This is a genomic window from Pseudomonas fluvialis, assembly GCF_014207935.1.
GTDB lineage: Bacteria > Pseudomonadota > Gammaproteobacteria > Pseudomonadales > Pseudomonadaceae > Aquipseudomonas > Aquipseudomonas fluvialis_A.
Map to the genome: position 1 here is coordinate 116717 of NZ_JACHLL010000004.1, position 23106 is coordinate 139822.

At 65.4% G+C, this 23106-nt stretch carries 22 protein-coding genes; 17 read left to right on the plus strand and 5 right to left on the minus strand.

Annotation, left to right across the window (positions count from 1 at the left end; genetic code table 11):
- The first annotated feature begins 197 nt into the window (after window positions 1–197).
- The 7 genes from HNP49_RS12225 to fabR all read left to right on the plus strand — a co-directional run bounded on the left by HNP49_RS12225 (window position 198) and on the right by fabR (window position 5469).
- On the plus strand, window positions 198–1142 hold the full coding sequence (locus HNP49_RS12225; RefSeq protein ID WP_184683619.1) for a YbhN family protein: 945 nt from the start codon (window positions 198–200) through the stop codon (window positions 1140–1142).
- A 190-nt stretch (window positions 1143–1332) separates the two neighbouring features.
- On the plus strand, window positions 1333–1833 hold the full coding sequence (ureE, locus tag HNP49_RS12230) for an urease accessory protein UreE (RefSeq protein WP_184683621.1): 501 nt from the start codon (window positions 1333–1335) through the stop codon (window positions 1831–1833).
- Window positions 1830–2504, plus strand: coding sequence for an urease accessory protein UreF (locus tag HNP49_RS12235; RefSeq protein WP_184683623.1), 675 nt, complete (start codon window positions 1830–1832; stop codon window positions 2502–2504). Before ureE ends, HNP49_RS12235 begins: the two co-directional genes overlap by 4 nt.
- Window positions 2505–2518: 14 nt before the next feature.
- Window positions 2519–3133 carry an urease accessory protein UreG gene (gene ureG, locus HNP49_RS12240; protein WP_095940219.1) on the plus strand — a complete coding sequence of 205 codons (615 nt, stop codon included), beginning with the start codon at window positions 2519–2521 and terminating at the stop codon, window positions 3131–3133.
- Window positions 3134–3160: 27 nt separating this feature from the next.
- On the plus strand, window positions 3161–3733 hold the full coding sequence (locus HNP49_RS12245; protein ID WP_184683626.1) for a HupE/UreJ family protein: 573 nt from the start codon (window positions 3161–3163) through the stop codon (window positions 3731–3733).
- 91 nt (window positions 3734–3824) lie between these two features.
- Window positions 3825–4736, plus strand: coding sequence for a glycerophosphodiester phosphodiesterase (locus tag HNP49_RS12250; RefSeq protein ID WP_184683628.1), 912 nt, complete (start codon window positions 3825–3827; stop codon window positions 4734–4736).
- Between the two features lie 91 nt (window positions 4737–4827).
- Entirely contained in the window at window positions 4828–5469 is a 642-nt protein-coding gene (fabR, locus tag HNP49_RS12255) for an HTH-type transcriptional repressor FabR (protein ID WP_184683630.1), read from the plus strand.
- A 7-nt stretch (window positions 5470–5476) separates the two neighbouring features.
- Here fabR and HNP49_RS12260 read toward each other — a convergent pair whose 3' ends face one another.
- A complete protein-coding gene (locus HNP49_RS12260) occupies window positions 5477–6244 on the minus strand; it encodes an FCD domain-containing protein (protein ID WP_184683631.1) in 768 nt (255 codons plus the stop codon).
- Window positions 6245–6517: 273 nt separating this feature from the next.
- Between HNP49_RS12260 and HNP49_RS12265 the strand changes: the two genes are divergently transcribed.
- The 4 genes from HNP49_RS12265 (at window position 6518) to HNP49_RS12280 (ending at window position 12605) form a co-directional block, all read left to right on the plus strand.
- On the plus strand, window positions 6518–8206 hold the full coding sequence (locus HNP49_RS12265) for a lactate permease LctP family transporter (protein WP_184684109.1): 1689 nt from the start codon (window positions 6518–6520) through the stop codon (window positions 8204–8206).
- A gap of 52 nt (window positions 8207–8258) precedes the next feature.
- Entirely contained in the window at window positions 8259–9413 is a 1155-nt protein-coding gene (lldD, locus tag HNP49_RS12270; RefSeq protein ID WP_184683633.1) for an FMN-dependent L-lactate dehydrogenase LldD, read from the plus strand.
- Window positions 9414–9426: 13 nt separating this feature from the next.
- On the plus strand, window positions 9427–12228 hold the full coding sequence (locus HNP49_RS12275) for an FAD-binding and (Fe-S)-binding domain-containing protein (RefSeq protein ID WP_184683635.1): 2802 nt from the start codon (window positions 9427–9429) through the stop codon (window positions 12226–12228).
- Between the two features lie 131 nt (window positions 12229–12359).
- Entirely contained in the window at window positions 12360–12605 is a 246-nt protein-coding gene (locus HNP49_RS12280) for a hypothetical protein (protein WP_184683637.1), read from the plus strand.
- Between the two features lies 1 nt (window position 12606).
- Here HNP49_RS12280 and HNP49_RS12285 read toward each other — a convergent pair whose 3' ends face one another.
- The gene (locus tag HNP49_RS12285) at window positions 12607–14595 is read right to left on the minus strand and encodes an alkyl/aryl-sulfatase (protein WP_184683638.1); all 1989 of its coding nucleotides are present in this window, start codon (window positions 14593–14595) and stop codon (window positions 12607–12609) included.
- Between the two features lie 100 nt (window positions 14596–14695).
- Between HNP49_RS12285 and HNP49_RS12290 the strand changes: the two genes are divergently transcribed.
- Window positions 14696–15640: a LysR family transcriptional regulator gene (locus tag HNP49_RS12290; protein ID WP_184683640.1), complete on the plus strand. Its 945-nt coding sequence runs from the start codon at window positions 14696–14698 to the stop codon at window positions 15638–15640.
- Here HNP49_RS12290 and HNP49_RS12295 read toward each other — a convergent pair.
- On the minus strand, window positions 15637–15963 hold the full coding sequence (locus HNP49_RS12295) for a DUF1820 family protein (RefSeq protein WP_184683641.1): 327 nt from the start codon (window positions 15961–15963) through the stop codon (window positions 15637–15639). The genes HNP49_RS12290 and HNP49_RS12295 overlap by 4 nt on opposite strands.
- Before the next feature lie 125 nt (window positions 15964–16088).
- Here HNP49_RS12295 and miaB point away from each other — a divergent pair, with 125 nt between their 5' ends.
- The 5 genes from miaB to lnt all read left to right on the plus strand — a co-directional run bounded on the left by miaB (window position 16089) and on the right by lnt (window position 21472).
- Window positions 16089–17429 (plus strand): tRNA (N6-isopentenyl adenosine(37)-C2)-methylthiotransferase MiaB, encoded by a 1341-nt coding sequence (miaB, locus tag HNP49_RS12300; RefSeq protein ID WP_184683643.1) that lies wholly within the window; start codon window positions 16089–16091, stop codon window positions 17427–17429.
- A 78-nt stretch (window positions 17430–17507) separates the two neighbouring features.
- Window positions 17508–18527, plus strand: a complete 1020-nt coding sequence (locus HNP49_RS12305; protein WP_184683645.1) for a PhoH family protein — start codon at window positions 17508–17510, stop codon at window positions 18525–18527.
- A complete protein-coding gene (gene ybeY / locus HNP49_RS12310) occupies window positions 18524–19006 on the plus strand; it encodes an rRNA maturation RNase YbeY (RefSeq protein WP_184683646.1) in 483 nt (160 codons plus the stop codon). Before HNP49_RS12305 ends, ybeY begins: the two co-directional genes overlap by 4 nt.
- A 6-nt stretch (window positions 19007–19012) precedes the next feature.
- A complete protein-coding gene (locus HNP49_RS12315) occupies window positions 19013–19849 on the plus strand; it encodes an HlyC/CorC family transporter (RefSeq protein WP_184683652.1) in 837 nt (278 codons plus the stop codon).
- 102 nt (window positions 19850–19951) lie between these two features.
- Window positions 19952–21472, plus strand: coding sequence for an apolipoprotein N-acyltransferase (lnt, locus tag HNP49_RS12320; protein ID WP_184683654.1), 1521 nt, complete (start codon window positions 19952–19954; stop codon window positions 21470–21472).
- 6 nt (window positions 21473–21478) lie between these two features.
- Here the strand turns inward: lnt and HNP49_RS12325 are convergent, their stop codons facing one another.
- Window positions 21479–22237, minus strand: coding sequence for a YdcF family protein (locus tag HNP49_RS12325; RefSeq protein WP_184683656.1), 759 nt, complete (start codon window positions 22235–22237; stop codon window positions 21479–21481).
- Between the two features lie 169 nt (window positions 22238–22406).
- A complete protein-coding gene (locus HNP49_RS12330; protein WP_184683658.1) occupies window positions 22407–22868 on the minus strand; it encodes a hypothetical protein in 462 nt (153 codons plus the stop codon).
- Between the last annotated feature and the right edge of the window lie 238 nt (window positions 22869–23106).

Sequence of the window (23106 nt, forward strand, 5' to 3'; positions counted from 1 at the left end):
GCCAGTGGCAAAGGCATGCGGAGTGCTGATCAGGGTCAAGCTCCCGTGCATGAACCGCCGGCTTATATTGTGTATCTCCGGCGCGTCGCCGATACTGCGCGCCGTTGATCGCGCCGCTGCTAACCTCAGGAGAGGTTCAGCCTGCGGCATGCCCCGACCGGCAATTCAGCGCCGGCGTGTGTTTCAAGGATTCCCCCATGGTTAGAAAGAGCGATCTGGCCTGGACCGTCATCGGCCTGCTGGCGGTGGTGCTGTCCTGCTATCTGCTCTACAAGGAAATTCGCACCATCTCGCTGGCCGAACTGGCCGACAGTCTGCGTGCGATTCCCTTCAGCAACTGGCTGCTGGCAGCCGGCGCGACGCTGGGCGCCTATACGGCACTGGCCTGGTACGACCGCATCGCCATCGCCCATCTGGGCAAGAAGATTTCCTGGTGGTTCATCACCCTGTGTTCCTTCACCACCTACGCCTTGGCGCACAACATCGGCGCTTCGGTGTTTTCCGGCGCACTGGTGCGTTATCGCGCCTACCGCAGCAAGGATCTGACGCCGCAGGAAATTGGCATCCTCATCGTCTTCTGCTCCTTCACCTTCGTCCTTGGCACTCTACTGGCCGGTGGCGTGGTGCTGGTCGGCCAGCCTGACCTGATCAAGCGCGTGGCCGACATCACGCCCTGGGTCTCGGTGGCCATCGGCAGCCTGCTGCTGAGCCTGGTGACCCTCTATGTGCTCGGTTCCTGGCGCCAGTTCAAACCCTGGACCTGGGGCAAGCTGCACGTCGAATACCCGCGTCTGGGCATTGTCGCCCGCCAACTGCTGGCCGGCCCGCTGGAGCTGGTGTGCGCGGCGGCGATCATCTATTTCGCCCTGCCTGAAGCCAACCACCCGGGCTTTCTCGTGGTGCTCGGGGTGTTCCTCGCCTCCTTCTCCCTGGCCCTGCTGTCCCATGCCCCGGGCGGTCTCGGCGTGCTGGAAGTGACCTTTATCAGCGCCATGCCGGAAGTGCCCACGGTCGACGTTCTGGCGGCCCTGATCGTGTTCCGCGGCTTCTACCTGCTGCTGCCCTTTGCCCTGGCGATTGTCGTGGTGCTGAGTTTCGAGCTGGGCCAGTGGCGTCTACGCCGCCAGCAGGCGCAGGACTGAATGCAATAGCGCCGCGCCTGGCTTCCGCCACACAACTGAACGCCCCAAAAGAGCACACACCAAACAGTTCGCACCAATAGCGTGCGGCGCCAGGCTACAGCCATCACCCATGCCCCGGTCCCTGCGCGACTGGACGCTTGGCAAGGCTCTTGCTCAGACAAGCCATTACCGCTTGCGAGCAAGGATTCTCATGCTGGTCATCCATCAACGTATCTCCCCTCAGCCCGACTGGGACGCCGAACTGCTACTCAGTTTCGAGGCGCGCAGCAAAAGTCGTCTGCGCTGTTTCAGCACCGCCGGTGAAGAAACCGGCCTGTTCCTCGAGCGCGGCCAACCGGCCCTGACCGACGGCGACTGCCTGCAGGCCGCCGACGGCCGCGTGGTGCGGGTCATCGCCAGCCCCGAAGCGCTGATGCACGTCACCTGCGCCAACAGTTTCGAGCTGATGCGCGCGGCCTACCACCTGGGCAATCGCCATGTGGCTCTGCAACTGGGTGAAGGCTGGCTGCGCCTGCCGCAGGATTATGTACTGCAGGCCATGCTCGAACAGCTGGGCGCGCAGGTCGAGCTGATCGAAGCGCCGTTCCAGCCGGAACAGGGCGCCTATGGCGGTGGCCATCACCACTCCCATGCCGGCGAGGCCGAGTTCAACTACGCGCCGCGCCTGCACCAGTTTGGCGTGCGCCTGTGAACCCGGCCTGGCAACTGCTGCGCCTGGCCAGTCCGCAGCTGCCGATTGGCGGCTACAGCTACTCCCAGGGGCTTGAGCTGGCGGTCGATCAGGGGCTGGTGCATGACGCTGGCAGTGCCCGGCGCTGGCTTGAGGATCAGTTGCTGCTCAACCTGGCCCGCTTCGAGGCCCCGCTGCTGCTGGCCCACTGCCAGGCCGCTGCCGATGAAGACTGGGCACACCTAGCCAACCTCGCTGCCGAACACCTGGCCAGCCGTGAAACCCGCGAGCTAGCCCAGGAAAGCCGGCAGATGGGCTACTCGCTGAAGCAACTGCTCGACGGTTTGCCCGAACTGGATGCAAGCGCCCGCAGCTTTCTGGCAGAACTGCCCGAAACCGGACTGGCACCGGCCTGGGCACTGGCTGCGCGGGCCTGGCAAATCACCCCGGCGGACGCCCTGGCCGCCTGGCTCTGGGGCTGGCTGGAAAACCAGCTGGCCGTGCTGATGAAGAGCCTGCCGCTGGGCCAGCAGGCCGCCCAGCGCCTGACCTCCGACCTGCTGCCCAGCCTGCAGCAGGCACAACAGCTGGCCAGCCAGCATCCCACCGAACACTGGGGCAGCGCCGCGTTTGGCCTGGCCCTGGCGAGCATGGCGCATGAGCGCCAGTACTCGCGTCTCTTCCGCTCATGACAAGGAACCTCAACATGCACAGTCAACCTCTGCGGGTCGGCATCGGCGGCCCGGTCGGCTCCGGCAAGACCGCCCTGACCCTGGCCCTCTGCCTGGCCCTGCGCGAGCGCTACAACATCGCCGTGGTGACCAACGACATCTACACCCAGGAAGACGCCCAGTTTCTGGTGCGTAACGAGGCACTGGCACCGGAGCGGATCATCGGTGTGGAAACCGGCGGCTGCCCGCACACGGCCATCCGCGAGGACGCCTCGATCAATCTGGAAGCCGTGGAGCAGCTCAACCGCCGCTTCCCCGGCCTGCAGCTGATCATCGTCGAATCCGGTGGCGACAACCTGTCGGCCACCTTCAGCCCGGAACTGTCCGATCTGACCCTGTACGTGATCGACGTATCGGCCGGCGACAAGCTGCCGCGCAAGGGCGGGCCGGGCATCTGCAAGTCCGACCTGCTGGTAATCAACAAGGTCGATCTGGCGCCCATGGTCGGCGCTTCGCTGGAGGTAATGGAGCGCGATGCGAAGAAGATGCGCGGCGACAAGCCTTTCGTTTTCAGCAACCAGAAGATCGGTCAGGGCCTGGACGAGATCATCGCCTTCATCGAACGCCACGGCATGCTCAGCGCTGCCTGAAGCACCGGATCAGTCAAGGAGACTGCCATGAATCTGCGCCAACACCTCGCCACTGTTGCCCTCTGCCTCGCGCCCGCCGCCGCCTTCGCCCACAGCGGTCACGACCACTCCGGGCTGCTCGCCGGGCTGGCCCATCCGCTCGGCGGCCTCGATCACCTGCTGGCCATGCTGGCCGTCGGTCTGTGGGCCGCGCAGCAGAAAGGCACTGCCCGCTGGGCGCTGCCGCTGACCTTCGTGATCAGCATGCTGTTCGGCGGCCTGGCTGGCTTCGACGGCCTGCAAGTTCCCGGACTGGAAAGCGGCATCGCCGCCTCGGTCCTGGCACTCGGTCTGCTGGTGGCCGTGGCCGCCCGCCTGCCGATGGCGGTCGCTCTGTCGCTGACCAGCATGTTCGCGCTCAGCCATGGCGTGGCACACGGCCTGGAGCTTCCGCAGATGGCCGAGCCGATCAGCTACGCCCTGGGTTTCCTCGCCGCCACCGCCGCCCTGCACGGCATCGGCTATGCCGTGGTGCGTTTCCTGCCGTTGACGGCCGCACCGCTGGTCCGCCTGGCCGGCCTCGGCAGTGCGGGGGCAGGCCTCTGGCTGCTGGCGCACTGATACCCCGGCGGGCACAGCCTGCCTGTGCCCGCCGTCATGAGTCTGTCATCGACCTATGCTGTGCTCGGTGTTTTTCCGGAATCCTCTGCCCATGCTGCGACTGGCCCGCTTCCTGCTCATTCCCCTCTGCCTGTTCGGTGGTGCGCTGCTGACGGCCAGCCTGTTGAGCCGTCCGGCCAGCACACCGGCAGTACTGGCCGGGTTCGCCGAGCGGCCGCTGGTGATTGCCCACCGGGGCGGCCGGGGCCTGTGGCCGGAAAACACCCTGTTTGCCTTCCAGCGTGCCAGCGCCTTGGGCGTCGACCTGCTGGAGATGGACGTACACCGCTCCCGCGACGGCCATCTGGTGGTCATCCATGATCGCCGGGTGAACCGCACCACCAATGGGCAAGGCAGGGTCAGTGATCTCGATCTGGCTCAGCTGCAGGCACTGGATGCCGGCTATCACTGGAGCCCGGACGGTGGCCAGAGTTTCCCCTATCGCGGGCAGGGCCTGCGCATTCCGACCCTGGAGGAAGTACTGAAGGCCACCGGGCCGATCGCCAAGGTCATCGAAATCAAGGTGCCCGATGCCGGCCTCGAACGACAGCTGTGCCAGGTGCTGCAGGCACAGGGCCAAATGCAGCGGGTGATCGTCGGCAGTTTCTACGAGAGCAGCCTGCAGCAGTTCCGCGAACTATGCCCCCAGGTAGCCACCTCCGCCGGGCCCGGCTCAGTCAAGCTGCTGGTGGCCCTCGACTGGCTCGGCCTGAGCCGCCTGCTGAGTCCGAGCTACCAGGCCCTGCAGATCCCGGAACGGCATGGGGACATGGCCGTGGCCAGCACCGGCCTGATCGCACACGCCCGCGAACGCGGCCTGCATGTGCAACTGTGGACCGTCAACGAACAGGCCGACATGCGCCGCCTGCTCGACCGTGGCGCCCAGGCCCTTATCACCGACTACCCGGACCGCGCCCTGCAGCTGCTCGGCCGCCATACGGCGCTGGCCCGGCAGGACGACTAGCCGACGGCGAGGCTGCCCCCATCACTCAGCCAGTGACGCCGGGCGGAACTTTTTTGTTAGAGTGCGGCGCACTCCGTCCGTTGGAACCGTCATGTCTGCCCGCGCCGAACAGAAACAGCAAACCCGTCTGGCCCTGATGGATGCCGCCCGCCGCCTGATGGACAGCGGCCGCGGCTTCGGCAGCCTGAGCCTGCGCGAGGTCACCCGCGAAGCCGGCGTGGTGCCCACCGCCTTCTATCGGCACTTCCAGGAAATGGACGAGCTGGGCCTGGCCCTGGTGGCCGAGGTTGGCGGCACCTTCCGCGATACCCTGCGCGTGGTCCGGCAGAACGAATTCGAGCTGGGCGGCATCGTCGAGGCCAGCACGCGGATCTTCCTCGACGCGGTCAGCGCCAACCGCTCGCAGTTCCTCTTCCTCGCCCGCGAACAGTACGGCGGCTCGCAGCGCGTGCGTCAGGCCATCGCCGCCATGCGCCAGCGCATTACCGACGACCTGGCCGCCGACCTCAAGCTGATGAACCGCATGCCGCAGCTGGATGAACCGGCCATGGACGTGATCGCCGACCTGGTGGTGAAAACCGTTTTCGCCACCCTGCCGGAACTGATCGACCCGCCGGCCGAAAGCCTGCCGGCGCACCTGCAGCCCGAAGCCAAGATCACCCAGCAGCTGCGCTTCATCATGATCGGCGGCAAGCACTGGCGTGGCCTGGGCCGCTCACCAGCCGACAACTGAACGCCCCTCAGTGCCCCTGGCGGCGCTGGGCCCGCGCCATGCGTTTGGCTTCCTCGCCGCCTTCGTGCAGCACTTCCTGCACATAGTCGATATGCCGCTGCGAACACTCACGCGCATCCTCGGCACGCCCCTCGATGATCGCCTCGAACAGCTGCCGGTGCTGCTCGCGCAGGCGTTCGCGGGTCTCGCTGCGCTGCAGATAGAGACCACCGATGTTGGTTACCACGTTGTGCTTGAGCAGGTCGAACAGACCACGGATGGTGTGCAGCAGCACGGCATTGTGGCTGGCTTCGGCAATGGCCAGATGGAAGCGCGCATCGGCGGCGCCCTCCTCGGCCTGAGTAGCCGTGCCGTCCGTTTCATAACAGGCCTGCAACACCTCATAGGCCTCACGCAGGCGCAGGTGATCGGGTGGCGTGGCCCGCAGCGCGGCGTAGTAGGCACAGGAGCCTTCCAGGGTATGGCGGAACTCCAGCAGATCACGTTGGGCACTGGGATTGCCTTCGAGCAGGTGCAGCAGCGGGTCGCTGAAGGTCGAGCCGACCTGCTCGGCCACGTAGTTGCCGCCGCCCTGCCGGCTGACCAGCAGGCCGCGCGCCACCAGCTTCTGGATCGCCTCGCGCAGCGACGGCCGTGACACGCCGAAACGCTCGGCCAGGACACGCTCGGCGGGCAACCGTTCGCCAGCCTTGAGGCTGCCTTCGAGAATCAGCGCCTCCAGCTGCAGAACGATGTCATCCGACAGACGGCGCTGCCGCACCTGACCCACTTCCATCACCCCTCTCCCACTGGTTTGACCAGTTCAATCGCTCTGTTTCGGCACTTGCCGCCAAGCCTATCGCCGCCGCACAAAGCCCGGCAAGCCTGGCTTATTCGACCAAAGTCGAAGACCGGCAAATTGACAGGCCGGAACGTCACTCTTACTCTGACCGGGCAGTCTTGTAAATTGGTATTACCAATTAACCAGCAACTCTGCCAGGTGCGCGCTGCCCTCACCCGCGACACCCGGCCAGAACGGCAAGCCAACAACAATCCGGAAGCCACCACCATGAACACCTGGCAGCAGCTCTACACCCCGCTTGGCGGACTGGGACTCTCGGCGCTGGTCGCGCTGATCCCGATCATTTTCTTCTTCCTCGCCCTGGCGGTATTCCGCATGAAGGGCCACGTCGCCGGCAGCATCACCCTGGCGCTGTCCCTGGGTGTGGCCATCCTCGCTTACGGCATGCCCGCCGACATGGCCTTCGCCGCCGCCGGCTATGGCTTCGCCTACGGCCTCTGGCCCATCGCCTGGATCATCGTCGCGGCGGTCTTCCTCTACAAACTCACGGTGAAAAGCGGCCAGTTCGAGGTGATCCGCAGCTCGGTGCTGTCGATCACCGACGACCAGCGCCTGCAGGTGCTGCTGATAGGCTTCTCCTTCGGCGCCTTCCTCGAAGGCGCGGCTGGCTTCGGCGCGCCAGTGGCGATCACCGCGGCCCTGCTGGTCGGCCTCGGCTTCAACCCACTGTATGCAGCCGGCCTGTGCCTGATCGCCAACACCGCGCCGGTGGCCTTCGGCGCTCTGGGCATCCCGATCACCGTGGCCGGCCAGGTCACCGGCATCGACGCTTTCAAGATCGGCGCCATGACCGGGCGCCAGCTGCCGCTGCTGTCGATCATCGTGCCGTTCTGGCTGGTGGCAATGATGGATGGCTGGAAAGGCGTGAAGGAAACCTGGCCGGCCGCGCTGGTCGCCGGCGCCAGCTTCGCCGTCACTCAATTTTTCACCTCCAACTTCATCGGCCCGGAACTGCCGGACATCACCTCGGCACTGGTCAGTCTGATCTGCCTGACCCTGTTCCTCAAGGTCTGGCAACCGGCCCGCGCAGCCAAGGCCGCCGTTGCCGGCGTCAGTGCCGAGGTCAGCGCCTTCGCTGGCGGCTTCGGCGGCGCGCGCAGTACCCTGCCCTCGCCGTACAGCTTCGGAGAAATCCTCAAGGCCTGGTCGCCGTTCCTCATCCTCACCGTGCTGGTGACAATCTGGACCCTCAAGCCGTTCAAGGCCCTGTTCGCCCCCGGCGGTGCGCTCGAGCAGCTGGTGTTCCTCTTCGCCATCCCGCACCTCGACCAGCTGGTGATCAAGGTCGCGCCGATCGTGACCAACGCCACGGCTATCCCAGCCATCTTCAAGCTTGACCCGATCTCGGCCACCGGTACGGCGATCTTCTTCTCCGCGCTGATTTCCATGCTGGTACTGAAGATCGACCTGAAGAGCGGTCTGAGCACCCTCAAGGAAACCTTCGTCGAGCTGAAGTGGCCGATCCTCTCCATCGGCATGGTGCTGGCCTTCGCCTTCGTCACCAACTTCTCCGGCATGTCCACCACCCTGGCCCTGGTGCTGGCCGGCACCGGCGTGCTGTTCCCGTTCTTCTCGCCGTTCCTCGGCTGGCTGGGCGTGTTCCTCACCGGCTCGGACACCTCGTCCAACGCCCTGTTCGGCTCGCTGCAGGCCACCACTGCGCACCAGATCGGGGTCAACGACACCCTGTTGGTGGCCGCCAACACCAGCGGCGGCGTGACCGGCAAGATGATCTCGCCGCAATCCATCGCCGTAGCCTGCGCCGCCACCGGCATGGTCGGCCGCGAGTCGGACCTGTTCCGTTTCACCCTCAAGCACAGCCTGATCTTCGCCACCTTCGTCGGCCTGATCACCCTGGCCCAGGCCTACGTCTTCACCGGCATGCTGGTGCACTAAGGTTTACCGCCGGGCCGCAAGGCCCGGCCTCAGCTCAGGGAAATCTGCAGCCATGATCATCTCCGCCTCTACCGACTACCGCGAAGCCGCCCGGCGCAAGCTGCCGCCCTTCCTGTTCCATTACATCGACGGCGGCGCCTATGCCGAGCACACGCTCAAGCGCAACGTCGCCGACCTGGCCGACATTGCCCTGCGCCAGCGCGTGCTGAAGAACATGGCCGAGCTGAGCCTGGAAACCGAGCTGTTCGGCGAGAAGCTGGCCATGCCGGTGGCCCTGGCCCCGGTCGGCCTGACCGGTATGTACGCACGCCGCGGCGAGGTGCAGGCAGCCAAGGCGGCAGCGGCCAAGGGCATTCCCTTCACCCTGTCCACCGTCTCGGTCTGCCCCATCGAGGAAGTGGCGCCGGCCATAGACAGGCCCATGTGGTTCCAGCTCTATGTGCTGAAGGACCGCGGCTTCATGCGCAACGCCTTGGAGCGCGCCAAGGCCGCCGGCGTCACCACCCTGGTGTTCACCGTTGACATGCCCACCCCCGGCGCGCGCTACCGTGACGCCCACTCCGGCATGAGCGGTCCCAACGCCGCCCTGCGTCGTGTGCTGCAGGCCATGACCCACCCGGCCTGGGCCTGGGACGTGGGCCTGCTGGGCAAGCCTCATGACCTGGGCAATATCTCCACCTACCGTGGCAACCCCACCGGCCTGGCCGACTATATCGGCTGGTTGGGCGCCAATTTCGACCCGTCGATCTCCTGGAAAGACCTAGAGTGGATCCGCGACTTCTGGGACGGCCCGATGGTGATCAAGGGCATCCTCGACCCCGAGGATGCCCGCGACGCGGTGAAGTTCGGCGCCGACGGCATCGTCGTGTCCAACCACGGCGGTCGCCAGCTCGACGGCGTGCTGTCCAGCGCCCGCGCCCTGCCGGCCATCGCCGACGCGGTGAAGGGCGAGATCAAGATTCTCGCCGACTCCGGCATCCGCACCGGCCTGGACGTGGTGCGCATGCTTGCCCTCGGCGCCGACGCGGTGATGCTCGGCCGCGCCTTCGTTTACGCCCTGGCCGCTGCCGGCGGTGCCGGGGTGAGCAACCTGCTGGAGCTGTTCGACAAGGAAATGCGCGTGGCCATGACCCTCACCGGCGCCCGCTCGATCGGCGAGATCGGCGCCGACTCACTGGTGCGCGAACTGCGCCACGCTGCGTCCTGACCCCGGAGCCGCCATGAGCCTGCCTGCCGCCTTTCTCGCTGCCACCGCCCGCCTGATCCCGGAAGAACGGCGCTTCGACGACCCGCTGTCGACCCTGGCCTTCGGCACCGACGCCAGCTTCTACCGGCTGATTCCGCAGCTGGTGATCCGCGTCGAAAGCGAGCGGGAGGTGATCGAGCTGCTCAAGCTGGCCGGCGCCCACCGCGTGCCGGTGACCTTCCGCGCCGCCGGCACCAGTCTCTCCGGGCAGGCGATTTCCGACTCGGTGCTGATCGTGCTCGGCGACAACTGGAACGGCCGCGAGATTCGCGCGGGCGGCGCACAGATCCGCCTGCAGCCGGGCGTGATCGGTGCCAGCGCCAACGCCGTACTGGCCCCGCTGCAGCGCAAGATCGGCCCCGATCCGGCGTCCATCGCCGCGGCCAAGATCGGCGGCATAGTCGCCAACAACTCCAGCGGCATGTGCTGCGGCACCGCGCAGAACAGCTACCACACCCTGGCCGGCCTGCGCCTGGTGCTGGCCGACGGCACGCTCGTGGATACCGAAGACTCGGCCAGCGTCACGGCCTTCCGCGCCAGCCATGCGGGGCTGCTGGCGCAGTTGGCCGAACTGGGCCGACAGACCCGCGCCAACACCGAACTGGCGGCGAAGATCCGCCACAAGTACCGGCTGAAGAACACCACCGGCCTGTCGCTGAATGCGCTGGTCGATTTCGATGAACCGCTGGATATCTTGAGCCACCTGATGGTCGGTTCCGAAGGCACACTGAGCTTTATCAGCGCGGTGACCTACCACACCGTGCCCGAACACCCGCACAAGGCCAGCGCGCTTTTGGTATTCCCCGATGTGGAAAGCTGCTGCCGTGCCGTACCGGTGCTCAGGCAGCAGCCGGTATCGGCCGTGGAACTGCTGGACCGGCGCAGCCTGCGCTCGGTGCAGGACAAGCCCGGCATGCCCGAGTGGGTCAAAAGCCTCTCGAACGGCGCCTGCGCCCTGCTGATCGAGTCGCGCGCCGCCTCGGCCTCCGTGCTGGCCGAGCAGATCGAACGGATCATGGCCTCCATCGCCGAATTCCCGCTGGAGAAGCGCGTCGACTTCAGCAGCGACCCCGCCGTGTACAACCAGCTGTGGAAGATGCGCAAGGACACCTTCCCCGCTGTCGGCGCGGTACGCGCCACCGGCACCACGGTGATTATCGAGGACGTGACCTTCCCGGTCGAAGCACTGGCCGAGGGCGTCAACCGCCTGCTCGAACTGCTCGATCGCCACGGCTACTTTGAAGCGATCATTTTCGGCCACGCCCTGGAAGGCAACCTGCACTTCGTCTTCACCCAGGGCTTCGACGACCCGGCCCAAGTCGCCCGCTACGACGCCTTCATGGGTGAGGTAGCGCAACTTGTGGCGGTGGAGTTCGGCGGCGCGCTCAAGGCCGAGCACGGCACCGGACGCAATATGGCGCCCTTTGTGGAGCTGGAGTGGGGTAGCGAGGCCTACCGACTGATGTGGGCCATCAAGCGCCTGCTCGATCCGCAAGGCATCCTCAATCCGGACGTGATCCTCTCCGAAGACCGCGAGCTGCACCTGAAAAACCTCAAGCCGCTGCCGGCCGCCGACGCGATCGTCGACAAGTGCATCGAGTGCGGCTTCTGCGAGCCGGTCTGCCCCTCGCGCGGCCTGACCCTGACGCCGCGCCAGCGCATCGTCATCTGGCGCGATATCCAGGCCAGGAAACGCGCGGGCATCGACACCCGCGAGCTGGAAGCCGCCTACCAGCACCACGGCCTCGACACCTGCGCGGCCACCGGCCTGTGCGCCCAGCGCTGCCCGGTGGGCATCAATACCGGCGAGCTGGTGCGCAAGCTGCGCGGCCAACAGGCGCAGCACAGCGGCACGGCCGACTGGCTGGCCGGGCATTTCGCCACGGCCCTCAAGGGCGCCCGCCTCGGCCTGCTGGCCGCCGACAGCGCCCGCCGCCTGCTCGGTGCGCCGCGCCTGGCGCGCTGGGCCGCCGGTCTGCACCAGCAATTCGGCACACCGCTGTGGACGCCCGCCATGCCGCAGCCGGTGCAGCCACTGAAATGGATTGCGCCAGCGCCCAGCGACAAACCGCGGGTGGTCTACCTGCCCGCCTGCGTATCGCGCGCCATGGGCCCGGCCTTCGCCGATGCCGAGCAGACCAGCCTGCTGGACAAGACCCGCGCCCTGCTTGAGAAGGCCGGCTTCGAGGTGATCTTCCCCGCGGAGCTGGACAACCTCTGCTGCGGCCAGCCCTTCACCTCCAAGGGCTATGCGCAGCAGGGCGACGCCAAGCGCGACGAGCTGCTGGCAGCCCTGCTCAGCGCCAGCCGCAACGGCCAGGACCCTATCTACTGCGACACCAGCCCCTGCACCCTGCGACTGGTACAGGGCAACGCCGACCAACGACTGCGCCTGTACGACCCTGTGAAATTCATCCGCGAAGAGCTGCTGGACAGGCTGGAGATCACCCCACAGGAAGCGCCGGTGGCGGTCCACGTCACCTGCTCCACCCAGCACCTGGGCGAGGCCGAGCACCTGATCGAGATCGCCCGGCGCTGCGCGAAGACGGTGGTGATCCCGGAGGGAATCCATTGCTGCGGCTTCGCCGGCGACAAGGGCTTTACCACGCCAGAGCTGAACGCCCATGCGCTACGTTCGCTGAAGGATGCAGTTCAGATCTGTGAGGAAGGCATCTCGACCAGTCGCACCTGCGAGATCGGCCTGTCGACCCACAGCGGCATCGACTACCACTCGCTGGTCTACCTGCTGGACCGGGTCAGTCGACCCCACCACTAAAGCTCAAGGTGCGTGCTCTGCACGTTTCAGACCCCGCCCCGGCGGGGTCTTTTTTTGACCGTTCGGCAGCCGGACCAGGCAAGCTCCCGCCACGCGTTAGGCTGACCCTACAGCTCAAAGGAGTCGCCGCCATGCGCCGGACCTGCCTGTTTGTCGCCAGTCTGCTGATGAGTACCGGATTGTGGGCCATGCACTGTCCGCAGGACATGGCGCGTATCGATGCCCTGCTCGCCGAAAACCCGGCTGTCAGTGTCGAACAGCTGGCCGAGGTCCGCCGACTGCGGGCGGAGGGAGAGGCCCTGCACAAGGCAGGTGATCACGCCGGCTCGATGAAGGTGCTGCAGCAGGCCCTGGACCTGCTGCAGGCACCTAACTGACTCAGAACTCGCGGGTGACGATCGGGAAGGTGCCGTCCGGCTTGCCCAGCAGACCGAAGAACTTCGCCAGATCCAGCGTACTGCCCTGCAGGCTGACTTCGCTGGAGGTCAGCAGGTCCTTGGCGCCCGCCTGACCGCTGACCATCTGCAGGAAGAAGCCCTTGGTCAGGGTCAACCCGGCATCGGTCGCCACCTCTTCGCCCTCGGCCAGCCGGCGGTGGTGCAGTACCGAGTTCTCCAGCCAGAGCAGATAACGCTCGCCGCTGTCGGAGAAGTTCAGCGCAATGCGCAGGCCGAGATCCTTGGCGTCTTCAGCGCGCAGCTTGGTGGCCATCACATCGAGGAAAAGCTCGGTCTCGGTGTGTGCCAGCAGATCCAGCATCATCACCGGGGTGACGCCCTCCTTGGGCCGACCCTGACGCAGCTCCTGGGCGCCGGTCAGGTAAAAGTTGCGCCAGGGCGCCGACTCGGCCACATAGCCCATCTGCTCGAACGCCTGCGCCTGGATCTCACGAGCATCGCGATTGCCCGGATCGGCATACACCAGTTGCTTGCTCAGCTCGGCACTCCAGCGGTAATCACCGCGGGCATAGGCCTCGCGGGCGGCGCTCAGCAGTTTGTCGGGACCACCGGCCAGCGCCACATAGCCCTTGGCAGCCTCCACCGGCGGTAGCGGGTCGAGGTTGGCCGGATTGGCGTCGAACCAGCCCAGATAGAACTGGTAGATGCCACGCACGTTGTGCTTGAGCGTGCCGTAGTAGCCGTGCACGTGCAGGTGACGCTCCAGCGACTCCGGCAGTTTGAGCATTTCGGCGATTTCCGGAGCTGTGTAGCCCTCGTTCATCAGGCGCACGGTCTGGTCGTGCATGTAACGGTAGACGTCACGCTGGGCCACCAGGAACTCGTCGATCGACTGGCCTCCCCAGATCGGCCAGTGGTGCTGGTTGAACAGCACCTCGGCATCGCCGATCTGCGCACGGGTTGCCTCGATATAGTCCGACCACTTGAGCGAGTCGCGCACCTTGGCGCCGCGCAGGGTGTAAAGATTGTGCATGGTCTGCGACAGCAGCTCCGCACCGCCGAAGGCCTTCAGATCGGGCAGCGCGAAGGTCATCTCGGCCGGCGCCTCGCTGCCGGGCACGCTGTGGAAGACGAAGCGTACTCCGTCGACCTCGACCTCCTCGCTGGGCTGGCTGACCAGCCGGGTCGGTGGCAGCACGCCCATGTGGCCAAAGCCCACGGCTTTGCCCAGTCCGGTGTCCACGGCGCCTTCGGGCGAGCGCGGCAGCAGCTTGCCGTACATGTAGGTGGCACGGCGGGCCATGGCCACGCCCATCATCAGGTTCTCGCTGGTGGCCTCCTCCATGAACCCGGACGGCGCAATTACCGGCACCTGACGCGCGCGGGCCTCCTCGGCACTCAACACGCCCAGCGCACCGCCGAAGTGGTCGACATGGCTGTGGGTGAAGATCACCGCCGATACCGACTGGTTGCCCAGATGCTTGCGGGCAAAGGCAATCGCATATTCGGCGGTCTCGCGTGCGGTCAGCGGGTCGATCACGATCAAGCCGCTCTTGCCCTGCACCAGCGTCAGGTTGGCCAGGTCGAAACCACGCAGCTGCCAGATCCCTTCGGTGACCTTGAACAGACCCGCCTGATTGTTCAGCACGGCCTGGCGCCACAGACTCGGATTGACGGTATCCGGAGCCTGCCCCTGAAGGAAACTGAAACCCTCGAAATCCCACACCAGGTTGCCTTCGCTATCGCGCACCTGGCCACTGGGCGAGGCAATCAGACCGCGCCGCACATTCTTCAGCTCGGCCTCGATATCCAGCGAATAACGCGCAGCCACGTCCGCGTTGGCCGCACGGGTCTGTTCGCTGGCCTTGCCAGCTACGCCGCCGGCAACAGGTGCGGAAGACCCGGACTGATCACAGGCAGCCAGCCCCAGCAACAGGGGCAAAGCCAGTACACGTAATGCATTGGACATGACGAGGTCCTCAGTTCTGCTCGTTATGGGCAGAGCATTGCTCAGCGCATACAATGAGTCCAATGCATTTAAATCATTCAAACCATTACACGAAGGCATCATGATCGACCTGCGCCACCTGCGCCATGTGCTGGCACTGGCCGAGCACCGCAATTTCGCCCGTGCCGCCGAGGCCCTGCACCTGACTCAGCCCGCGCTGAGCCGCAGTATCCAGGCTCTGGAATCGCACTTCGGCGAAACCCTGTTCGACCGCAGCCGCCGGGATGTCACCCCCACCGCCATGGGCGAACTGCTGCTACGCCATGCCCGTCAGTTGAATCTGGCCGCCGCCGAACTGGAGCGTGATCTGCAACTGGCCCGCGGCATGGAGCTGGGCGAACTGCGCATCGGCGCCGGCCCCTTTGCCGGTGCCGCGCTGGTCGGCGCACCGGTGGGCCAACTGTGCCAACAGCATCCGCAGCTGCATGTGGAGGTGATCATCGCGCCCTGGCTGGAACTGCCCGAACGCCTGCAGCGCCGGGAGATCGACCTGCTGGTCGCCGACCTGCATGAAATCGAGACACTGGAAGACTATGAGCGCCTGCCCTTTGGCGAACACCTGACGCTGCCGGTGTGCCGTGCCGGCCACCCACTGAGCCGACAGACCGAGTTGTCACTGCCGGCGCTGCTGGATTACCCGCTGGCCGGGCCCAACCTGCCCCCGGCCGTCAGCCGGCAGTTTCTCGACAGGCTGCCCCACGCTCTACATCAGACGCTGCGTCAGCAACTGAAGCTGAGCATCACCTGCGACAGCTCGCCGACGCTCAAGAGCATTCTGCTGCATTCCGATGCGGTCGCCGTATTGCCGCTGTTCATGGCCGAGGAGGAACTGCGCGATGGCCGCCTGGTCGCCCTGCCGCAACTCGATCCTGGCCTACACGGGCGCTTTGGCGTGGCCTGGCTGAAGGGACGACGCCTGTCACGACCAGCGCAGCGCTATATCGAGTTGCTGCAGGCGCATGACACCGTATTGGCCGGCCGCGAAGCTGACCTGCTGAGGCTTTAACGCTGGGGAATCGGCGGCATCGGGAAAGGCATGACATTGCCGACCTGCGCCTCGGTCACCTTTGGGGTACCGATGCGCTCGACTTCGTCGATGCGAATGATGCTGGGCATCGGGATGAAGCTGCGCAGCACACCGTCGAACTGGGCCTTGAGCTTTTCCTCGCTGGGGTCGACCAGCATCTGGCTGCGCTCGCCAAACACCAGCTCTTCCACCTCGAGAAAGCCCCACAGTTCGCTCTGGAAGATCTGCTTGGCATAGATCTCGAAGACCTGGCCCTGGCTCTGGAAGATCACCTTGAAGATGGGGTTTTCACGCTTGTTCATGCTGGGGAAGTGACGCCGGAAAAACGGGGCGCGCATCATAACAGCCGCTGGGCACGCGGAGCTAGGAAGGCTGCCCGACGGTCACTATAATGCGCGGTCCTGTCATTACCCCCAGTGAAACACCCATGGCCAAGAAGCTTTACATCGAAACCCACGGTTGCCAGATGAACGAGTACGACAGCTCGCGCATGGTCGATCTGCTGGGCGAACACCAGGCCATGGAAGTCACTGAAAATCCGGCCGAAGCCGACGTGATCCTGCTCAACACCTGTTCCATCCGTGAAAAGGCGCAGGACAAGGTGTTCTCCCAACTGGGCCGCTGGCGCGAGCTGAAGCTGGAAAACCCGGAGCTGGTGATCGGCGTTGGCGGCTGCGTGGCCAGCCAGGAAGGCGCCGCCATCCGCGACCGCGCCCCCTATGTCGATGTGGTGTTCGGCCCGCAGACCCTGCACCGCCTGCCGGAAATGATCGACGCAGCGCGCACCACGAAGACCGCGCAGGTCGATATCAGCTTCCCCGAAATCGAGAAATTCGACCACCTGCCCGAAGCCCGCGTCGACGGCCCCAGCGCCTTCGTCTCGGTGATGGAAGGCTGCAGCAAGTACTGCACCTTCTGCGTGGTGCCCTACACCCGCGGCGAGGAAGTCAGCCGGCCGCTGGTCGACGTGCTGCTGGAAATCACCCAGCTGGCCGAGAAGGGCGTGAAGGAAGTGACCCTGCTCGGGCAGAACGTCAACGGCTACCGCGGCCCGACCCCGGACGGCCATATCGCCGACTTCGCCGAGCTGCTCTACGCGGTGGCCGAGATCGACGGCATCGAGCGCATCCGCTACACCACCAGCCACCCGCTGGAGTTCTCCGACGCCATCATCCAGGCCCATGCCGACATTCCGAAACTGGTGAAGTACCTGCACCTGCCGGTGCAGTCCGGCTCGGACCGCATCCTCGCGGCCATGAAGCGCAACCACACCGCACTGGAATACAAGTCGCGCATCCGCAAGCTCAAGGCGGCGGTGCCGGACATTCTGCTCAGCACCGACTTCATCGTCGGCTTCCCCGGCGAGACCGAGAAGGACTTCGAGCAGACCATGAAGCTGATCGAGGACGTCGGCTTCGACTTCTCCTACTCCTTCGTCTATAGCGCGCGCCCCGGCACCCCGGCCGCCGACCTGGCCGACGACACCCCGGAAGAGGTGAAGAAGCAGCGCCTGTCGATCCTGCAGACACGCATCGCCCAGCTGGGCTTCGAGAACAGCCGGCGTATGGTCGGCACCACCCAGCGCATTCTGGTCACCGACTATTCGAAGAAGGACCCAGGCATGCTCCAGGGCCGTACCGAGAGCAACCGCGTGGTCAACTTCCGCTGCAACACCCCGAGCCTGATCGGCCAGTTCGTCGACGTGCAGATCGACGACGCCCTGCCCCACTCGCTGCGCGGCAGCCTGCTCGACCAAAGTCTGATCTAAAGCCCAGGCCGGCGGAACTTTCACCTTCCGCCAACCGGGTTTATCCTGAACTCCCATCGCCCTCGGCCAAACAGCACATTGAACGCGAACCTGGAACTGCACCGCTTCACCCTCGACCCTTTCGAAGCCAAGCGCTTCGCCAACCTGTGCGGGCAGTTCGATGAACACCTGCGCCTGATCGAGCAACGCCTCGGTCTGGAAATCCGCAACCGCGGCAACCAGTTCGAAGTGGTCGGCGAAGGCCACCGCAGCCATGCCGCCGAGCTGCTGCTGCGCCGCCTGTACCGTGAGACCGAAGCCACCGAGCTGTCGCCGGATCTGGTTCACCTGTTTCTCCAGGAGTCTGGGGTGGAGGCGCTTAATAATTCAGCGCCGGAGCAGATGGTTTCGCTAAAGACGCGCAAGGGCATGATCAAGCCGCGCGGCGCCAACCAGCAGCGCTACGTCAAATCGATCCTGGCCCACGACATCAACTTCGGCATCGGCCCAGCCGGCACCGGCAAGACCTACCTGGCGGTGGCCTGCGCGGTGGACGCGCTGCTGCGCGAGGAAATCCGCCGCATCCTGCTGGTGCGCCCGGCAGTCGAGGCCGGCGAGAAACTCGGTTTCCTGCCCGGCGACCTGTCGCAGAAGATCGACCCCTACCTGCGCCCGCTGTACGACGCGCTGTACGAGATGCTCGGCTTCGAGCAGGTGGCCAAGCTGATCGAGAAGCAGGTGATCGAAGTTGCCCCGCTGGCCTATATGCGCGGCCGTACCCTTAATAACAGCTTCATCATTCTCGACGAGAGTCAGAACACCACCACCGAGCAGATGAAGATGTTCCTCACCCGGATTGGCTTCGGCTCCACCGCCGTGATCACCGGCGACATCACCCAGGTCGACCTGCCCCGCGGCACCAAGAGCGGCCTGCGCCATGTGATCGAAGTGCTCAAGGACGTACCGGGTATCGGTTTCACCCATTTCGAATCCAAGGACGTGGTCCGCCACCCGCTGGTGCAGCGCATCGTCGAAGCCTATGAGCGTTTCGACAGCGCCGCCGAGCGTGAGCGGGCCGAACGCCAGGCCGCCCGCCAGGACCAGGAGCCGCGCCCGTGATCGAACTTGACCTGCAACTGGCCACCGAGGCCAGCGACCTACCCGCTGAGGCGCAACTGCGTCGCTGGGTGGAACTGGCCCTGCGCCAGCGCACAGCCGATTCCGAGCTGACCATCCGCCTGGTCGATGCAGAAGAAGGTCAGGAGCTCAACCGCACCTACCGGCACAAGGACTACGCCACCAACGTATTGTCCTTCCCCGCCGAAGTACCGGACGGGCCGGACGGCGAACCGCTGCTCGACATTCCGCTGCTGGGCGATCTGGTGATCTGCGTCCCGGTGGTCGAGCACGAGGCCCGCGAACAGAACAAGGCACTGGAGGCCCACTGGGCCCATCTGGTCATCCACGGCTGCCTGCACCTGCTCGGCTACGACCACATCGACGATGAGGAAGCTGAGGAAATGGAAGGCCTGGAACGACAATTGCTGGCGGAACTGGGTTATCCCGACCCTTACCGCGACGACGAAGAGACCGAGTAACACCGCATGAGCGAAGACCGATCGAGTAACGGGCACAGGTCCTGGCTGAGTAAAATCTTCCAGGCCTTTGCCCATGAACCGAAGAACCGCCAGGAGCTACTGGAGCTGCTGCGCGAGGCGCACCAGAACAAGTTGCTCGACAGTGAGGCCCTGTCGATTGTCGAAGGCGCCATCCAGGTCGCCGACCTGCAGGTGCGCGACATCATGATTCCGCGCTCGCAGATGATCAGCATCAAGGCCAGCCAGAGCCCCGAGGAATTCCTCCCGGCGGTCACCAGCTCGGCACACTCGCGCTACCCGGTGATCGGCGATGGTGCCGACGATGTGCTCGGTATCCTTCTGGCCAAGGACCTGCTCCCCCTGCTGCTGCGCGGCCGTGAAGACTTCAACATCCGCGAGATGCTGCGCCCGGCCACCTTCGTTCCCGAATCCAAGCGCCTCAACGTGCTGCTGCGCGAGTTCCGCGCCAACCGCCACCACATGGCCATCGTCATCGACGAATACGGCAGCGTCGCCGGCCTGGTGACCATCGAGGACGTGCTGGAGCAGATCGTCGGCGATATCGAGGACGAGCACGACGTCGAGCAGGACAGCTACTTCAAGGACCTGCCCAGCGGCGACTTCATCGTCAAGGCACAGACCCCGCTGGCCAGTTTCAACGAGCATTTCGATACCGACCTGAAAAGCGACGGCTGCACCAGCATCGGCGCCCTGCTGATGGACGAGTTCGGCCACGTGCCCAAGCGCAACGAAAGCCTGGAGCTAGCCGGCTACCGCTTCCGCGTGATCAACGCCGACAGCCGCCGCATTCACCTGCTGCGCCTGACCCCGCTGGAACGCTGAGCACCGGCAATACCGTGATACCAAGCCCCCGCCTGCTGGGGCTTTTGCTTTTAGCCTTCGACCAGTAGCCTTGGCGGCCTTGCACCACCCTCAAGGATCGCTATGCGCTGGATTACTGCTCCCGGCTGGCCCGGACACCTGCTCGCCGCTGCCGCCGGCGCCCTGATGACGCCGAGTCTGGCGCCCTTTGGCTGGTGGCCGCTGGCTCTGCTGTCACTGGGCCTGATCTACCTCGGCCTGCGCGAGCTGCCGACCCACGCGGCCCTCTGGCGCGGCTGGTGGTACGGCCTGGGCACCTTCGCCGCGGGTACCAGCTGGATCTACGTCAGCATCCATGATTACGGCGCGGCATCACCGGCACTGGCCGGTCTGCTGATGCTGGCGTTTTCCATGGCCATCGCCTTCTTCTTTGCCCTGCCTGCTGCCCTCTGGGCGCGCTGGCTGCGCCGCACCGAAGCACCACTGGCCGATGCCCTGGCGTTCGCCGCCCTGTGGGTGGCGCTGGATGCTTTCCGCGGCTGGTTCCTCACCGGTTTTCCCTGGCTGTACGCCGGCTACAGCCAGCTGGATGGCCCGCTGGCGCCACTCGCGCCGCTGGGCGGTGTCTGGCTGATCACCTTCACCCTGGCCCTCAGCGCCGCTCTGCTGGTCAACCTGCCTCGCCTGCTGAGCCGCAAACCCGCCCTGCTGGCCGCTGCCACCCTGCTGGTTGCACCCTGGCTGGCTGGTCTGGCACTTCAGGGCCATGCCTGGACCCAGAGCAAGGGTGAGCCGCTGTCGGTGGTGGCCATTCAGGGCAATATCGAACAGCAGATGAAGTGGGACCCGCGGCAGCTGGAGATGCAGCTCGACCTCTATCGCCAGCTGAGCTTCAACAGCCCCAGGGCCGATCTGCTGGTATGGCCGGAAACCGCCGTGCCGGTACTCAAGGAATACGCCGAGGGTTACCTGAATGTGATGGCGATGTTCGCCCGTGATCGCCAGTCGGCGCTAATCACCGGCGTGCCGGTGCGTGAGGTCAACGAGCGCGGCGAGAAGCGCTACTACAACGGCATCACCGTGGTGGGTGAAGGCAGCGGTACCTACCTCAAGCAGAAACTGGTGCCATTCGGCGAATACGTGCCGCTACAGGACCTGTTGCGCGGCCTGATCGCCTTCTTCGACCTGCCGATGTCGGACTTCGCCCGCGGTCCGGCCGACCAGCCGCTGCTGGAGGCCAAAGGCCTGAAAATCGCGCCCTACATCTGCTATGAGGTGGTCTACCCGGAGTTCGCCGCCAGCCTGGCCAAAGACAGTGACCTACTGCTGACGGTCAGCAACGACACCTGGTTCGGTCGCTCCATCGGCCCGCTGCAACACCTGCAGATGGCACAGATGCGCGCCCTCGAAGCCGGGCGCTGGATGATCCGCGCCACCAACAACGGCGTCACCGCACTGATCGATCCCCAAGGGCAGATCACCCGCCAGGTGCCGCAATTCCAGCGCGCCGTCCTGCAGGGTGAAGTCAGCGCCATGCAGGGGCTCACGCCCTATCTGCGCTACGGCAGCTGGCCGCTGATCGGTCTATGCCTGACTCTGCTGCTGTGGGCGCGCCTGACCAGCCGCCTGAGCAAGGCGCTGTAAGCCTGACTAGTACAGCCAGGGATACAGCAGGCGGCCCAGCGCCTCATTGAGCAACTGCGCGCTCTGCCAGAAGGCCTTGCCCTCTGGCAGCCAGCCGCCGAAGGGGCGGGCATTGGCGACACCGAGAAAGCCAACAGGCGCGGCCACCACCTGCAGCCCCTGCCGCTCAAAGCACCAACGACTTCGCGGCATATGCGCCGCTTGCGTCACCAGCACAACGCGCCGCACACCCGCCTCACGCAGCAGCGGCGCGCTGAACAGGGCATTTTCCCGGGTGGTACGGCTGCGCTCCTCGCGCCAGCGCACCGTGATGCCGTAGTCGCGCGCCAGACTCTCCGCCATCAATGCGGCCTCGGAAGGTGGCTGGCCGTAATGCAACCCACCCGTAACCAGCAAGGGCAGGCCACTGGCCTTGGCCAGACGTGCCGCATAACGCAGTCGCTCAGCAGCCAGATGACTGGGCTGATCGCCCTCCCAGGCCGGATCGCCGCGCTCGCGGCCTGCGCCCAGCACCACGATGGCCTGAGCCTCCCGCTGCAACTGCGTCCAGGCCGACTGCGGCAAGGGCGCATCGTTTTCCAAGGCCCGACCGCCCCACTCCACCACGATCGGCAGAGACATCAGCCACAAGCCGAGCAAGCCACCGACAAAGCCGCCCCTGGCCAGCCGCGGATAACGCCAACGCAGCCACCAGGCCGCCAGCAGCATGAGCAGGAACAGCCCAGGCGGCAGGAAAAACTGCTTGAAGAGGTATCGAATCGGCATAGGCCCTCCCGGAAGAGGGTACTAGCCTAGCAAGCCGCTGAAAAACTACCTACGTTGCCATCGCAGCGTTAAAAACAGGCTCAGAATGCTCATTTACCGCTCGTAACTGCGCTTCTTCACCTGTTTTTGCCTTGCACTGGCTGCCTCGCCAACGTTTCTCAACGACCTGCTAGCGCGGTGCACTGGCGCGAAACAGCTGCGAGCCGCAGGCCGGGCAAGGCGTCACACCCTGCCCGCGCAGCCAGGGCACCTGCGTGCCACACATGGCGCAGCACAGCTGCTGGCGGCGCTTGAGGCGCGGCTTGACCAGCACCAGCTTGCTGGCAGCCGGGCGCGGCTGCTTGCCATTGACTCGCGCCCCCATGGTGCGCGCCTGGCGCATGGATTGATGCTCCAACTGCTCCAGTTCCGCCGCGGCCGCATGCCAACCCTGCAGCCAGTGCAGGTCACGCTCCAGGTAAGCCTGAATCAGCTCCATCTCGGCATTGGTCAAGCCCTTGAGCTCGACCAGTTGCGGTTCGATGTCGCGCAGTCGGCGCGCACTTTCCGCCTCATCCAGGGCCAGGGCGAGACGCTGCAGCAAGCGCTCGTACAATCCACCAGCCGGTTCCGACCTTCTCGACTCCATCATGACAACAACCCTGTACCACAAGCCGCTGAGGCCATTGTCATGAGCTTAGTCAGCACTCTCCGCGGCGCAGGTCCAGCGCGACAAACGGCACGACAATCTGACCAACAAGACAGAAATTTGTCGACCTGCGCTCAGCACTGAGGGCATCGTCAGCCAACCGACACGGCCTGGCGGCATTTCCCTCGCAGTGCCTGCCTCATGTATCCTACGGCGTTTATCCGTAAGCCCATTCCCCAGC

Coding starts and splice junctions, on each gene's coding strand:
- HNP49_RS12275 (WP_184683635.1), top strand. CDS start 9,427: ATGAGCCTGCCTGCCGCCTTTCTCGCTGCCACCGCCCGCCTGATCCCG.
- HNP49_RS12315 (WP_184683652.1), top strand. CDS start 19,013: ATGAGCGAAGACCGATCGAGTAACGGGCACAGGTCCTGGCTGAGTAAA.
- fabR (WP_184683630.1), top strand. CDS start 4,828: ATGTCTGCCCGCGCCGAACAGAAACAGCAAACCCGTCTGGCCCTGATG.
- miaB (WP_184683643.1), top strand. CDS start 16,089: ATGGCCAAGAAGCTTTACATCGAAACCCACGGTTGCCAGATGAACGAG.
- HNP49_RS12325 (WP_184683656.1), bottom strand. CDS start 22,237: ATGCCGATTCGATACCTCTTCAAGCAGTTTTTCCTGCCGCCTGGGCTG.
- HNP49_RS12290 (WP_184683640.1), top strand. CDS start 14,696: ATGATCGACCTGCGCCACCTGCGCCATGTGCTGGCACTGGCCGAGCAC.
- HNP49_RS12250 (WP_184683628.1), top strand. CDS start 3,825: ATGCTGCGACTGGCCCGCTTCCTGCTCATTCCCCTCTGCCTGTTCGGT.
- lldD (WP_184683633.1), top strand. CDS start 8,259: ATGATCATCTCCGCCTCTACCGACTACCGCGAAGCCGCCCGGCGCAAG.
- HNP49_RS12245 (WP_184683626.1), top strand. CDS start 3,161: ATGAATCTGCGCCAACACCTCGCCACTGTTGCCCTCTGCCTCGCGCCC.
- ureG (WP_095940219.1), top strand. CDS start 2,519: ATGCACAGTCAACCTCTGCGGGTCGGCATCGGCGGCCCGGTCGGCTCC.
- HNP49_RS12225 (WP_184683619.1), top strand. CDS start 198: ATGGTTAGAAAGAGCGATCTGGCCTGGACCGTCATCGGCCTGCTGGCG.
- HNP49_RS12260 (WP_184683631.1), bottom strand. CDS start 6,244: ATGGAAGTGGGTCAGGTGCGGCAGCGCCGTCTGTCGGATGACATCGTT.
- HNP49_RS12285 (WP_184683638.1), bottom strand. CDS start 14,595: ATGTCCAATGCATTACGTGTACTGGCTTTGCCCCTGTTGCTGGGGCTG.
- lnt (WP_184683654.1), top strand. CDS start 19,952: ATGCGCTGGATTACTGCTCCCGGCTGGCCCGGACACCTGCTCGCCGCT.
- HNP49_RS12330 (WP_184683658.1), bottom strand. CDS start 22,868: ATGATGGAGTCGAGAAGGTCGGAACCGGCTGGTGGATTGTACGAGCGC.
- HNP49_RS12295 (WP_184683641.1), bottom strand. CDS start 15,963: ATGAACAAGCGTGAAAACCCCATCTTCAAGGTGATCTTCCAGAGCCAG.
- ureE (WP_184683621.1), top strand. CDS start 1,333: ATGCTGGTCATCCATCAACGTATCTCCCCTCAGCCCGACTGGGACGCC.
- HNP49_RS12280 (WP_184683637.1), top strand. CDS start 12,360: ATGCGCCGGACCTGCCTGTTTGTCGCCAGTCTGCTGATGAGTACCGGA.
- HNP49_RS12265 (WP_184684109.1), top strand. CDS start 6,518: ATGAACACCTGGCAGCAGCTCTACACCCCGCTTGGCGGACTGGGACTC.